We start from the raw sequence: 13,571 nt of genomic DNA on the forward strand, positions 1-13,571 counted from the left end.
CCCTTAACTTAAACAAACAGACCAAACACGCCGAACATCATTACCGAAACAAATGCGATCATTAGACCTACCGCAGATTCATAAGGGATAAGCTTAAGACGCTCTCGAATACCCATATGTACAGCACCGCCTGTGGCATGGAAGAAGCTACCATGTGGCATGTGGTCAAGAACGGTAGCACCAGAGTGAATCATTGCCGCACCTGCAAGAGCGGGAACACCTAGCTCTAAAATAGTGTGGCTAAATACACTTGCGGCAACCGCTGTACCAGCTGTGGTTGAAGCGGTAGCAAGTGACATCATTGCACCTGAGATTGGTGCGAGTAGATATGATGGCAAGCCTGACGCGGTCAAGATATCAATCAGCCCGCCTTTTAGTGCAGAGTTGGCTACGATGCCTGCGAGGGTACCTGTACCAAGAAGCATCACGGCTACTGGAGCCATGCGATTTAGTCCAGCAACGGCAAATTGATTGGAGTCTTTAAAGCGCCCCATAACCACGGCACCTAGAAGGCCGCCAAGAGGGAGTGCAATCAGTGGGTCAACATTAATGCCTGCAACAGGGCGAAGTGCCAACAGGGCAATAGCCACTAGAGGTGCAACAATTGCAGCGCCAAATGAAGGCAGTTTGCTGTGGTCAACGGCTACAATCTCAGATGCTGAAACCTTTGAGCCCTTATCAACTAGGCGCTTAGCAATAAAGTACGCCAATAGCATGCCGCATAGACCAGGAACAACGCCGGCTGCCATTACAGAAGTCAGCGGAACATTGAATGCATCAGAGGCTGCAATCGCATTTGGATTGGGTGACATTACGTTACCCGCTTTACCGCCACCTACCATTGCCAGCAAGATGGCTGTCTTGGAGATATTGGCACGATGAGCGATCGCTAGGGCGATTGGGGATACAGTAATAACCGCAACATCAACGAAAACGCCAACGGAGGTTAAAATCATAGTGGCTACTGCTAGCGCAAGTAGAGCTCGTGTCTCACCCACTTTTTTAACTATGGTTTCAGCGATAGAGGTGGCAGCGCCAGATTCGATGAGTACACCCGCTAATACACCGGCAGCCAATATACGCAGAACTGCGGTTACTATGCCTTGAGCACCACCGATCATTAGACCGACGGTATCTGTCAGTGATACACCACCCACAATACCACCAATTAAGGCACCAATAATCATGCCGTAGGCGGGTGGGACTTTCTTAAGAATCAGCGCGATAGCAACGATAAGTGCTGCGAGTGCGCCGAGGGTTGAAACTTCAATCATGTGATATTTCCCAAGTAACAATTTGTAATTTTTCGGCAAATATAAAGAGGTAGGCGTGGCAAGTCTTTAGCGCTTTCTACAAAAAAACGACTAATTTTGTTGTTACTAGTTGTGCAGTTGCACAATTGTGGCTATTTCCAATGGAACAAATTGATAGCGATATATAGTTGAAATAAGTCATCTATATTATTGATATTTAAGGATGTTATCTGATTTATTTTATCTATTCGATAACGCAGAGTGTTACGGTGAATGTGTAGCTCCTTACAGGTGAGAGCTGAATCACAGTTCTGCTTCAAATATGTCTTGAGCGTTTTCATGAGTAGCCCTTTGCTGTCTTGCTTCCGTAATTGTAAGTAAGACTGTTCTAGCTGTTCGCGAATCCAAGGGTCTTCCAATAGGCTACTCATGATGGCTGGAAGTCGATGGTCTTGATAAAAGAACACTTCGCCTGAGCGATTCCCGACGCTGTGCATGGTCAGTTCAGCCGTATCATAGGAGCGGGCGAGTCCGGCGAGTCCAGGAAAGTAATCACCTAGCGCAATCTTGATTTGAAATTTAGCTTCTTTCTTTATTCTTTTCAGAAGCATATTCACGCGTTTGGTTTCAGCCTCTTTTGACCAACCGCTTCCAGTTAACGTAATAGGCTTTAGGACGACCACCTCATTTTGTGATACCGATAAGATACCGACTAGGTTGTCGCGCTCTGGGTATTCTAATAGATGCACTAATTGCTGTAGGTTTTCTAGGGAAGGCGCTTTATTGCCAATGGGGAGTACCTTTACGACAGCTGCTATTCGAGGTTGTTCTAAGTCGAGATCTAAGCGCTGTGCAATCGCCTGTAATTGCATGTCATTTAGAGTACTGCCACGGATCAGTTGCAGCACTAATTCTTCTCGATGCCTCTTGTTCCATTCGACCTGTGACATCAGTGCCGCCTGTTCGACAATCAGCTCAGCAGTCATTTTTACCAGTTCACCAAAATGATGCACTTGTTGCAGTGTCCCTGAAATGCCGATTACTCCAATGACTTTGTCTTGAAAAAGGATAGGCAGATTGATGCCTGGTTTTACACCTTTTAAATGCTCTGCAGTCGCTTCATCTATATTCACAACGCGAGACTCAGTGATGGCCAGCACAGCTCCTTCATGCTTTTGGTGCAAGCGAGTGGCATCACTTGAACCAATAATACGCCCCTGATCGTCCATGACATTGATGGAGTAGGGAATGATCTTCATTGTTCGTTCAACAATTTGTCTGGCGATCATTTCATTCAGTTGCATAACAGGCTCTCATCATTGCAGGTATTGTTTTAGGCATTTTCAGCAGGATAGTAACGACAAACTCGTCAATATGCTCGTTTCTAAAAAGATAATGGTATACTGCCGGGCTTGTAGCGCTTGGTTATTATTGCAGTATAGGTTGAGTTATGGAGTTTGAATTTAAACGCGTATTTGGAAAATACTCCGTTCAATGCAGCATGGGGCACGAGATTATCGGCCGCTGGCTAAATGAAGAGATTGGTAATGATATGGAAAAAATCAGCCAAGTTCTTAGTCTGGTAGCACAGGCAGAAAATAATCTAGCAGATGTATTTACTCTTCCTGGCACAGAAATCAACATCAGTATTGAAGCGGGCGAAGTGACCGTACAAGAAAACGTATTACTGCAGCAATATGAACAAGAGTTTGAGCCAGATATGGACTTCTATGATAGCGAAAGTTCTGGAATGTGCGGTTTAGAGGATTTTTCTATCCTTATTCACCAATGGCAGCGTTTCCTCACTACTGGACGATAGGCTCTTGCCCCTTAATTGCACAATCTTGTGACATTTTTTAACATTTGTGCAATTTTGGTGAGCTTGATGCACTGTATTTGTGCAATAAAACCCCGTCATTTTCTCCTTCTCCCTATAAACCCTTTAAATTCATAGTCTTAAAAACTTGGCACGCCCTTTGTATATGTATAAGTGTTGATGAAACTAATTATGCAGAGGGAAAGCGATGAAACTTATCAATGCAATTATAAAACCCTTCAAACTGGACGATGTCCGTGAAGCACTATCGGATGTGGGAATTGAAGGTATGACTGTTTCTGAGGTTAAGGGATTTGGCCGTCAGAAAGGTCACACTGAGCTGTACCGTGGTGCAGAGTATCAAGTGGATTTCTTGCCAAAAGTTAAGCTAGAAATCGCAACACAGGCTGAGAACGTTGACCGTGTTGTTGAAGCTGTTAGTAAAGCAGCTCACACAGGCAAGATTGGTGACGGCAAGATTTTTGTCTACGACCTATCTCAGGCTGTACGTATTCGTACAGGCGAAATGGATACAGAAGCCCTTTAAGAATAACGGACAAGAGAATTTATTATGGAACTTACAGCTACAGTAACGGAACTTCGTTACGCACTAGACACTTTTTTCTTTCTTATTTCAGGTGCGTTAGTTATGTGGATGGCAGCAGGCTTTGCCATGCTAGAAGCAGGCTTAGTACGCTCTAAAAATACCACTGAAATCTTAACTAAAAACATCGTGTTGTACGCAATCGCTTGTACTATGTTCTTGCTAGTAGGCTACAACATCATGTACGTAGACAATAGCGGTGGCGGTTACCTACCATCATTTGGCAGCCTGATTGGAACACAAGGTGAAGGCGCAGATCACTCTTTAGAGTCTGACTTCTTCTTCCAAGTGGTGTTCGTAGCAACTGCAATGTCAGTGGTTTCTGGTGCTGTAGCTGAACGTATGAAGCTTTGGGCTTTCCTAGCATTCACAGTCGTTCTTACAGGTTTTATCTACCCAATGGAAGGCTACTGGACTTGGGGCGGTGGTTTCCTATCAGAAGCAGGCTTCAGTGACTTTGCTGGCTCAGGTATTGTTCACATGGCAGGTGCAGCAGCTGCACTATCAGGTGTAATCCTACTAGGTGCTCGTAAGGGTAAATACGGTAAAAACGGTTCAGTTCACCCTATCCCTGGTTCAAACATGCCTCTTGCAACACTAGGTACGTTTATCCTTTGGTTTGGTTGGTTCGGCTTCAACGGCGGTTCTCAGCTAATGGTTTCTGATTTTGAAAATGCAACAGCAGTAGGTCAAATCTTCCTGAACACTAACGCAGCTGCTGCTGCAGGTGCAATCGCAGCGCTTCTAGTGTGTAAGACAACTTGGGGTAAAGCTGACCTTACTATGATTCTTAACGGTGCGTTAGCAGGTCTAGTTGCTATTACAGCTGACCCTCTATCACCATCACCACTTGCAGCGGTTAGTATTGGTGCAGTATCAGGTGCAATCGTAGTATTCAGTATCGTAGGCTTGGATAAAATCAAGATTGATGATCCAGTAGGTGCTATCTCTGTACACGGTGTGTGTGGTTTCTTTGGCCTGATGGTTGTGCCTCTAAGCAACGGTGATGCAACTTTTGGTGCTCAGCTTCTAGGTGCTGCAGTAATCTTTGGTTGGGTATTTGGTGCAAGCATGGTGGTATGGGCTGTACTGAAAGCAACTATGGGTATCCGTGTTACTGAAGAAGAAGAGATGGAAGGCATGGACGTTCACGATTGTGGTATCGGTGCTTACCCAGAGTTCATGACAGTGAAACAATAATTCACTAAATCAAACTTTTAACAAAAGGCCTACTTTAAAGTAGGCCTTTTTTTTGTGTGGAAAAGGGGGAGTTCGTGGAATTTAGTAGAACTTATCCACTAAAAGTCATCTTTTTAGAGACTATCTCTGCTTTGACTAGCTTGTTTTTGCGAAGCTGAATCACATAAATGGGCAATAAAGTTAAATAAATTGCACTTTAGTTGTTTTTTATCATTGTTTGAAACGAGTTCTTGAATATAATAAACGCATTGATAACTATTCTCACTTTCAATTAAGGGAACTAGAATGAAAAAATTACTTGTGTTGACTGCTGCTGTTAGCGGTGTATTCGCGCCAATCGCATCAGCTTCAGAAGAAGTGAACGTATACTCTTACCGCCAGCCATTTTTGGTTGAGCCAATGTTTGATGAATTTACTAAACAAACGGGCATCACGGTAAACGTTAAGTTCTCTAATACAGGTATCGCTGAGAAACTAGTTCAAGAGGGTGAGTACAGCCCTGCTGACGTAGTATTAACTACTGACATCAGCCGCTTGGTTGAGCTAAGCAATAAAGGCGTTGTACAGAGTGTTGATAGCAAGGTTATCGAAGAAAATGTTCCAGCTCAGTACCGTGATACTGAAGGTGAGTGGTTTGCACTGACTCTACGTGCACGTAACGTATACTCTTCTCGTGATCGCGTAGGTAAGCTTGGTTCTGATTTTGATTACACAGATCTAGCTAATCCAGAGTACAAAGGCAAGATCTGTACTCGTAGCGGTAAGCACCCATACAATGTTTCTCTAGTGGCTTCTATGGTGGCGCACTACGGTGAAGCTGAAGCTAAAACTTGGCTTGAAGGCGTTAAGGCAAACCTAGCTCGCAAGCCTCAAGGTAATGATCGTGCTCAAGTTAAAGCGATTAAAGAAGGTCTTTGTGACCTAGCACTAGGTAACAGCTACTACCTAGGTAAGATGGTTAATGATCCTAAGCAAGTTGAGTGGGCGGAATCAGTTTACATTAATTTCCCTGGTCAAGAATCTAACGGCACACACGTAAACGTGAGTGGTATGGCAATGGCTAAGCACTCTCCAAACAGCGAGAATGCTCTGAAGCTTATGGAATTCTTAACGGGTGATAAAGCTCAGCAAATGTATGCAGAAGTGAACTATGAGTACCCAGTGAAAGAAGGTGTGAAGCGTTCTGAGCTTGTCGCATCATGGGGTGACTTCAAGGCAGATACTCTAGCGCTAGAAAAGATTGCTGAAAATCATGCCATTGCTGTGAAGCTATTGGATGAAACTAAGTTTGACCTGTAATACACTGCATGGGATAAACACCTATAAACTTTAAGGTTTAGAAACAAGGCGTCTTTAGGACGCCTTTTCAAGTTATTTGATGAAAGAAAACTATCCAGTATTTCGAACCAGTAGCGCACTGTTAGCTGTGCTACTGGTTTTGCCAATTTTAGCCATTTTTTACACCAGTATTGGTGGTGACAACGATTTGTTCTCCCACCTTTTTGCTACGGTGTTGCCTACCTACGTCTCAAATACCTTCTGGTTGGTATTTGGTGTGATGTTGCTGTCCTTGTTAATTGGTATTCCAAGCGCCTGGCTAATGGCCATGTGTCGCCTTCCTTCAGAAAAAGTGTTGCAGTGGGCAATGGTTCTGCCACTGGCAATGCCTGGTTATATCGTCGGTTACGTATTTACGGACTGGTTTGACTTTGCCGGTCCTTTGCAGGTTTTCCTACGGGACATCACTGGTTGGGGGCCTGGAGATTACTGGTTTCCTGATATGCGCACTTTAGGTGGCGCTATCTGGGTGCTGTCTTTGGTTCTCTATCCATATATTTATCTGCTGTGTCGCGCGGCATTCATGGAACAGAGCGTCAGTATTCTGCAATCGGCTAGATTGCTAAAATGCTCACCGTGGCAAAGCTTTTGGCGTATATCGTTACCGATTATTCGTCCTTCTATCGCCGTTGGTCTATCCCTTGTGGCAATGGAGGCCATTGGTGATTTTGGTACGGTAAGCTACTTTGCAGTAAATACGCTTACCACAGCGGTATTTGATACTTGGCTCGGTTACTCTAATTTGGGTGCAGCTGCGAAGATCTCAGCGATTATGCTGCTGGTTATTATTTTGCTTATCAGTGCTGAGCGATACAGTCGTCGAAAGCAGAAACTGTTCCAGAACCAATTTAATAGTCATGAGAACTTCCGTTACGAACTTAAAGGCTGGAAAAAGTGGGCAGCGGTTACCTGGTGTTGGTCGGTTGTTGCGGTTGCTTTTATCTTCCCTTTACTGCAACTTTGTCAGTACGCCTATCGCTATTTCTCGGAAAGTTGGACAACTCAGTTTTATCAGTATGCGATGAATAGTCTGCAGGTTTCTGTGTTGGCGGCATTGATTGCACTGGTTATCGCGGTGGTATTGAATTTCTACAATCGCCTATCTGCAACCAAGAGTAGCAATGTGTTCGTGCGCCTAGCATCGTTAGGCTATGCGGTACCTGGTACTGTGCTTGCTATTGGCGTTATGGTGCCGGTATTAACCGCTGATCATTTTGTTAATGATATTGCTAAGGCAATGGATTGGGGCAGACCCGGTCTTATATTTTCAGGGTCAATGTTCGCCATCGTGTTTGCCTTTGTAGTGCGTTTCTCTGCGGTCGCCATTGGCACTATCGAAAGCAGTATGAATAAGGTATCACCATCATTGGATATGGCGGCGCGCACTATGGGATGTAACAGTACCCAGATGCTACAGCGTGTGCATATACCATTAATGAAGCGTGGGGCACTCATCGCCTTTTTATTGGTGTTTATCGAGTCGATGAAGGAGCTAAATGCGGCATTGCTATTGCGACCATTTAACTTTGAAACACTCGCCACCTACGTGTATAACTTTGCCTCCGATGAGCAATTGGAAATCGCAGCGATGCCTGCTGTTCTCCTTGTGCTTGTCGGATTGATTCCGTTAATTATCGTCAACCGTTCTTTGGAGCAACCACACTAATGAGCCGTACCTTAGCCATTAAAGACCTCACCTGTAAGTATGACAACCAGACTGTTCTTGAGTCTTTGTCTTTAAAGGTTAAGCAAGGAGAGATTGTCTGTTTGCTAGGTGCCAGTGGCTGTGGCAAAACCACGTTGCTTAAGGCGATATCAGGTTTATTGCCTCTGACTAAAGGCTATATCGAACTCAACGGCAATGTTATTGATGATGGCAAGCATTGGGTTGCACCTGAGCAACGTAATATTGGGATGATCTTTCAGGATTACGCGCTATTTCCCCACCTTACAGTCGCTGAGAATATCTGTTTTGGTATCCAAGAACTGGCGAAAGAAGTACAGAAAGAGCGTGTTCTGCAGATGCTAGAAATGGTTCACCTGCAAGATCTCGGCGACCGCTACCCTCATCAACTATCGGGTGGTCAGCAGCAACGTGTGGCGATTGCGCGCTCTCTTGCTTATAAGCCTGATCTACTATTGCTGGACGAACCATTCTCGAATATCGATACCCAAGTACGCCATAAATTGATTGCCCAAATCCGCTCTATCTTCAAGCAAGCAGGGGTAACAGCCATTTTTGTTACCCATAGCAGAGAAGAAGCCTTTGCCTTTGCCGACAAAATGGCGGTGATGAATAAGGGAGTCATTGAGCAGTTTGGTACCGCAAGCGATTTGTATCACAACCCTTCGAGCCGATTTGTGGCTGACTTCCTTGGTGGTGGCAGCTACTTACCAGGGCGCAGAGTAGAGCAAGGGGTATATCAAACTGCCCTTGGTGTGGTTAACGCACTCTCTAAGCAGCAAAGTACCGATGAGCAGGCCCATATATTGTTTAGGCCTCAACACCTGCAACTGACTGCAAATCCTGATGGATTAACTAAGGTACTAGAACAGCAGTTTATGGGTGATCACTTCCGCTACGTTATTGATGTGGATGGACATAAGCTACTGTCTAGCTCCATAGAGCAATTAGATATTGGTAGCCGAGTTGACGTTACCTTAACCCCAACTCAGCTGCTGGCTTTTTAAGACCAAGGGTTGCGATATTGGATACCGCGACCCTCTAACCCTTCTAGATCAAGCTGTAAACGAGATAAGAAATCATCCCAATCTTTGTTGGTTTCTTTAGTCCACGCGACCTCTGCGATGGCTTGCAGTCTAGGGTGCACCATATATTGCAGTCGCTCGGCGCTATCAATGAGTTCACACCATAATCCCGCTTGGATTCCCCACACCTTCTGTTGGATAGGATCGTTAGCCTCAATCTCGCTTAATGGACGATAGTGATAAGCGTGTTTTAGCGGAGTGATGTTCGCCCAATAGAATCCAGACTCGGTCGCATCAAATTCTTGAGCCATATCGAGGTAGGTGTATTGACCCGGTTGCAGCACCACATCAAAGCCTTTGCGTGCACATTTTATGGCTGCTTCTTCGCTCTGCCACGAATAGATTACTGTTTGCTGGCTAACCTTATCGCCATACTGAGCCTCTTCCCAACCAAGCATTCGCTTGTTCAAACTGCTTAGTTTGTTTTCTACGTAGCGCAATAGATGTCCTTGCAGTTCTTTGGCGTCAGAATAGCCGTGCTCTGCCATTAGCGCTTGGCATTTTTTGCTATCTGTCCAAACCCCTTCAGGGACTTCATCTGCACCGATATGCACGTAAGGGGCAGGGAACAAGTCAGCGACCTCTTCTAGTACCTTATCGAGGAATTTATAGGTTCCTTCTAATGCAGGGGAGAGAACGTTGTCGGTATAGTGCTGCACACTGCGGTAGATAGACTTGTCTTCACTATCGAGCAAAAGATGAGGCAGTGCCTTGATTGCTGCGCGGCAATGACCCGGTATATCGATTTCAGGGATCACAGTGATCCCTCGACGGTTAGCGTAGGCAATCACCTCTTTTATCTGTTGCTGAGAATAGAACCCACCATACTTGGAATCGATGTGTTTGAACTGAGCGGTAAGAGGTAGGTCTTTGCCTCGCCATGCACCAATATCGGTCAGCTCAGGGAAGGCTTTGATCTCAATACGCCAACCTTCATCATCGGTGAGGTGCCAATGAAAGTGGTTGTATTTATAGCGAGCCAGTTGATCAATGATCAATTTGATCTGCTCAAGTTCATGGAAGTGTCTTGAGCAATCTAGCATCATCCCTCGATAGTTATAAACTGGGCTATCTGATATCTGAACGCAAGTGGCTTTGACGCCATTGCCAAGCAGTTGCAATAGGGAGGCGACAGCGTGACTAAACCCTTGGCAGTCACTGGCAAATAGAGTGATTGAGTTGCAAGATACCTCTAATTGGTAAGACTGCTGAGATAAGCCTTCAAGTTGCTTAAACACGATTCTGCTTGCTTGATCACTTAAGGTTAAACCTAGTTCAGGCTTTGCTTCAATCAGCCATAAAGCCGCTTCTTTTGCGTGCTCGCTCTCTACAAATATCCCTTCTTGATGAGTAAATTCAAAGACACCAGAGCCAATATTTGTCTCCTGGGGTTTAGGAATAATGCCAAAGCTCGCCTTGCGTACCGCGCTTAAAGGCTGTGCGTGTAGTTTAGGTTCTATGAGTTCCAGCGGTGTCACCTCCACAGAATTGTGCTCTGGCGTCGTAATAAACGCCTCTAAAATACCATCACATTGCAGCTGTAAAGGTGGTGTTGCCATCTCAAATTCAGTGTTGAATAGGCCACCGCATTTAAGCTTAGGCAGTGACTTTAATGTGCAGAAACTACCCAACTGAGAAAGCTCACCTAGCGTATTGCTGCTTGCATCTAAAAAGCGGGTAATGGAAAAATAGAGAGTCCAATCTTCGAGTGTTTGTGAAGAGTGGTTGCTAAGCGTCATTGAAAAACGAGTTCGCTGCTCAGTTTGATTAATGACTTTTAGGTCGAGACGAAATAGGCTCATTGAGAGTCTCCTGATAATTCATCACTGGTTTGATAGGCGATAGCTAATAGATACCATGCCGCATGAGGTAGCCACTGCTCTCCCCAGCGCCAGTTTTGTTCTAGGTTATTTGCGTATTCTGCTGGTTTAAATCCAATGCCTAGCGGGTTATCAAAGGCTGCGGTGATGCCATTACAAATCCCTCCTTTTGCATTGAAAAAGCCTAATTCTGGAAGGTAATCTGGGTTGTTGTGTCCATGCCCGTCGAGCATGCACATATCGTAGGGATTAAGGCCTAGAATCCAGTTAAGGGATTGTTGTGCGTAGTTTTGTACCTGAGGAACTAAGTGCCCAGAAAGATATGGAAGTGCAAAATGCGCCATCGCGGTCAGTGAGGCAAGGCGAGCATTTTCTCCCTGCCACCAATAGGCTGACTCGTTATCTTGAGCAATAAAAAATGCATCACGTTTCTCGCCGCTAACATCTTTGACATACTGCCTAGGGTAGCCAAAGGGATTGGCTACCTTCTGAGTGATGCTGAGCTCAAATAATAACGATGCATTGATGATGTCGACTACCTGACTTCTTATCTCAATATCTGTCTCAATATCGAGAAAACAGCATAGGGCGATAACGGGCAATCCCGCTTCTGCAGCATGAAAATAAGGGCGAGAACCATCGCTATTGGCTGACCAAAAGTTATGGCAGTAATCATCACTAGACTGACGAGCAATAAGCTTTTTAGTCCAACTGCGACTCTCATCTAAATAGCGAGGCTCACTGGTTGTTTTATAGAGTTCGATGCTTGCAAGTAGCGCGCAATACTCATCAATAATGTTCTCAGTACCATCGTCTAGATAGTTTTGGTTGTGCTCAATCAAGTGCCAATAGCCAAGCTCCGCTTGTTGCAAGTAGGCGCTATTGCTGAACTCACCGCTTTGCTTAAGCCTAGCGGCAGAGGCGAGGGCAGCAATAGCAACCCCCGCTCCTTGGCGAAAGCCTGCGTGATAACTATCGAGCTTAATGCCTGCTTGGGTTTTATAGGCACAGATGTCTCGCTGGGCAGGGTCTTTGCTCCATTGATCAAACACCGTCATGTAAAAGAAGCCTTCTACATCTTGCATTCTCACCAGAAAATCAGCGCCAAATAAGGCCTCGTCAATCAGACGCGCTTGAGTGAAAGAGTGGCAACTTGGCTCCCCCTTTAACTTGTCTAAGCTAGAAAGCAGATTCCAAACCAGCATAGGAATCTGCTGTGGATTCATATAGTTGGCATAAGATAGGTGGCTTAGGTATTTGCTTACATCGCCAGAGGCATCATACCAACCACCAGAGACATCAATGGTTCGCTCTGAGCCTAACAGTTTCGCTTGTTGATCTGCTTGATCATAGATACCACTACAACGCTGAGATTTGAAATAATGCAAAAGATCAGAAAAGGTGCGCTTGAACAATAGTTGAGGCTGAATCTTAAACGAATGTGATGAACAGTCTTCAAAGCGAGCCTGATAGGTCCCGCTTTTGTTGAGCTTGCTAAAGTCAAAAGGGTAGCTCCACCCTATGTTCCATTGATCCACCTGAGAGCCGGGCTGCAGTGGAATGCGAGCCACTTCTTGCTTGGTGGCAGTATCAACAATGATGACATCTAGGTTGTCTACTGTTTCAAGGGGTAGAGCGTAAGGAGAGAGAAGGACTCCCTGTTTATTGGCCGCAGTGGAATAGCCGATTTGATTGATTAACAACTGCATAAGTCGTTATTCCTTATAGAAAAATAGCCCCCAAAAGTGGGGGCCAAAACAGAAGTCACTCTTAACCCTCGTGCAAGTAACAGCGTACAAAGTGGTTATCGGACAGTTGAGTGACTTCAGGGAGTTTATCTTTACATTTGTCGGTAGCGTGTAGGCAGCGCCCAGCAAAAGGACAGCCAACAGACTCCGGAGTCCAAAGGGGGATTTCCCCTTTATTGCCAGCCAATTTTTCGTGGATAGATTTGGCTGGATCGGGCACAGCAGAGACCAACAATTGTGTATACGGATGCTGAGGGTTGGCTATGACCTCATCGGTGTCCCCCCATTCCACCATGTGACCCACATACATTACGGCGATGTCTTCGGCAATGTAACGCGCTGTGGCAATATCATGAGTGATATACAAAAGAGACATCTGCTTTTCAAACTTCATCTCCTCCATCAGGTTGAGTACGCCTGCGCGAATGGACACATCCAGCATAGAGGTAGGTTCGTCAGCAAGTACCACTTCGGCACCTACAGCAATGTTGCGTGCTAGATTTACCCTTTGGCGTTGACCACCAGAGAGTTGATGCGGAAACTTTTCTGCTGTTTCTTTTGGCGGGATTAAGCCAACTTGCTCAAGAAGATCGTAAACACGCTCTTGTAGCTCTTTTTTATTCCCTCGCGACACCTTCTTATGGATCAAAAGTGGTCTGGCTATATGGTGAAAGATGTTATGGGTTGGGTTGAGAGAGCCAAAGGGGTCTTGCCATACCATTTGCACTCCCTCGCGGTAGCGCATTAGGTCTGACTTTTTAGTGATGGTTTGGATATCACGCCCACGATATTCGATGCTGCCATTACTCGGTGCGTACATCTTGGCAATCATCTTGGCGGTGGTGGACTTACCTGAACCAGACTCACCGACTACCGATAATCCGCGGCTCTTATACATCTTAAATGACACGTCATTGATGGCTCGCATCATTGGGTTTTTGAGTGCGTTGCTACTCACAGGAAAGTCTTTGACTAAGTTCTTGCCTTCAATGAGTAATTCGCCTGTTGCTTTGCTCATGTTAC

At 45.3% G+C, this 13,571-nt stretch carries 11 protein-coding genes; 6 read left to right on the top strand and 5 right to left on the bottom strand.

What is annotated here, in order from left to right; translation table 11 throughout:
* Positions 1–8 precede the first annotated feature (8 nt).
* The gene (locus OCU46_RS02520; protein ID WP_141269743.1) at positions 9–1,274 is read right to left on the bottom strand and encodes a GntP family permease; all 1,266 of its coding nucleotides are present in this window, start codon (positions 1,272–1,274) and stop codon (positions 9–11) included.
* A gap of 131 nt (positions 1,275–1,405) precedes the next feature.
* On the bottom strand, positions 1,406–2,557 hold the full coding sequence (locus OCU46_RS02525; protein ID WP_141269741.1) for a sugar diacid recognition domain-containing protein: 1,152 nt from the start codon (positions 2,555–2,557) through the stop codon (positions 1,406–1,408).
* Positions 2,558–2,703: 146 nt separating this feature from the next.
* Between OCU46_RS02525 and OCU46_RS02530 the strand changes: the two genes are divergently transcribed.
* The 6 genes from OCU46_RS02530 (at position 2,704) to OCU46_RS02555 (ending at position 8,902) form a co-directional block, all read left to right on the top strand.
* A complete protein-coding gene (locus OCU46_RS02530; protein ID WP_141269739.1) occupies positions 2,704–3,072 on the top strand; it encodes a YacL family protein in 369 nt (122 codons plus the stop codon).
* A gap of 205 nt (positions 3,073–3,277) precedes the next feature.
* Positions 3,278–3,616, top strand: a complete 339-nt coding sequence (glnK, locus tag OCU46_RS02535; protein WP_017028386.1) for a P-II family nitrogen regulator — start codon at positions 3,278–3,280, stop codon at positions 3,614–3,616.
* A 24-nt stretch (positions 3,617–3,640) separates the two neighbouring features.
* Entirely contained in the window at positions 3,641–4,873 is a 1,233-nt protein-coding gene (locus tag OCU46_RS02540) for an ammonium transporter (RefSeq protein ID WP_141269737.1), read from the top strand.
* A 285-nt stretch (positions 4,874–5,158) separates the two neighbouring features.
* Positions 5,159–6,172, top strand: coding sequence for a Fe(3+) ABC transporter substrate-binding protein (locus OCU46_RS02545; protein WP_141269735.1), 1,014 nt, complete (start codon positions 5,159–5,161; stop codon positions 6,170–6,172).
* A gap of 79 nt (positions 6,173–6,251) precedes the next feature.
* A complete protein-coding gene (locus tag OCU46_RS02550; RefSeq protein WP_141269733.1) occupies positions 6,252–7,877 on the top strand; it encodes an ABC transporter permease in 1,626 nt (541 codons plus the stop codon).
* Positions 7,877–8,902 (top strand): ABC transporter ATP-binding protein, encoded by a 1,026-nt coding sequence (locus OCU46_RS02555; protein ID WP_141269731.1) that lies wholly within the window; start codon positions 7,877–7,879, stop codon positions 8,900–8,902. Before OCU46_RS02550 ends, OCU46_RS02555 begins: the two co-directional genes overlap by 1 nt.
* Here the strand turns inward: OCU46_RS02555 and OCU46_RS02560 are convergent.
* The 3 genes from OCU46_RS02560 to OCU46_RS02570 all read right to left on the bottom strand — a co-directional run bounded on the left by OCU46_RS02560 (position 8,899) and on the right by OCU46_RS02570 (position 13,566).
* Entirely contained in the window at positions 8,899–10,782 is a 1,884-nt protein-coding gene (locus OCU46_RS02560) for a beta-N-acetylhexosaminidase (RefSeq protein ID WP_141269729.1), read from the bottom strand. The two genes, OCU46_RS02555 and OCU46_RS02560, sit on opposite strands and share 4 nt — an antisense overlap.
* Entirely contained in the window at positions 10,779–12,509 is a 1,731-nt protein-coding gene (locus tag OCU46_RS02565; protein WP_141269727.1) for a glycoside hydrolase family 9 protein, read from the bottom strand. Before OCU46_RS02565 ends, OCU46_RS02560 begins: the two co-directional genes overlap by 4 nt.
* 61 nt (positions 12,510–12,570) lie before the next feature.
* Entirely contained in the window at positions 12,571–13,566 is a 996-nt protein-coding gene (locus tag OCU46_RS02570; RefSeq protein ID WP_141269725.1) for an ABC transporter ATP-binding protein, read from the bottom strand.
* Positions 13,567–13,571: the final 5 nt, after the last annotated feature.

This window comes from Vibrio comitans (assembly GCA_024346835.1).
GTDB lineage: Bacteria > Pseudomonadota > Gammaproteobacteria > Enterobacterales > Vibrionaceae > Vibrio > Vibrio comitans.

Bases quoted from the DNA above. Each gene is read 5' to 3' on its own strand.
- OCU46_RS02545 (WP_141269735.1), top strand. From the start codon at position 5,159: ATGAAAAAATTACTTGTGTTGACTGCTGCTGTTAGCGGTGTATTCGCG.
- OCU46_RS02560 (WP_141269729.1), bottom strand. From the start codon at position 10,782: ATGAGCCTATTTCGTCTCGACCTAAAAGTCATTAATCAAACTGAGCAG.
- glnK (WP_017028386.1), top strand. From the start codon at position 3,278: ATGAAACTTATCAATGCAATTATAAAACCCTTCAAACTGGACGATGTC.
- OCU46_RS02530 (WP_141269739.1), top strand. From the start codon at position 2,704: ATGGAGTTTGAATTTAAACGCGTATTTGGAAAATACTCCGTTCAATGC.
- OCU46_RS02525 (WP_141269741.1), bottom strand. From the start codon at position 2,557: ATGCAACTGAATGAAATGATCGCCAGACAAATTGTTGAACGAACAATG.
- OCU46_RS02540 (WP_141269737.1), top strand. From the start codon at position 3,641: ATGGAACTTACAGCTACAGTAACGGAACTTCGTTACGCACTAGACACT.
- OCU46_RS02550 (WP_141269733.1), top strand. From the start codon at position 6,252: ATGAAAGAAAACTATCCAGTATTTCGAACCAGTAGCGCACTGTTAGCT.
- OCU46_RS02570 (WP_141269725.1), bottom strand. From the start codon at position 13,566: ATGAGCAAAGCAACAGGCGAATTACTCATTGAAGGCAAGAACTTAGTC.
- OCU46_RS02520 (WP_141269743.1), bottom strand. From the start codon at position 1,274: ATGATTGAAGTTTCAACCCTCGGCGCACTCGCAGCACTTATCGTTGCT.
- OCU46_RS02555 (WP_141269731.1), top strand. From the start codon at position 7,877: ATGAGCCGTACCTTAGCCATTAAAGACCTCACCTGTAAGTATGACAAC.
- OCU46_RS02565 (WP_141269727.1), bottom strand. From the start codon at position 12,509: ATGCAGTTGTTAATCAATCAAATCGGCTATTCCACTGCGGCCAATAAA.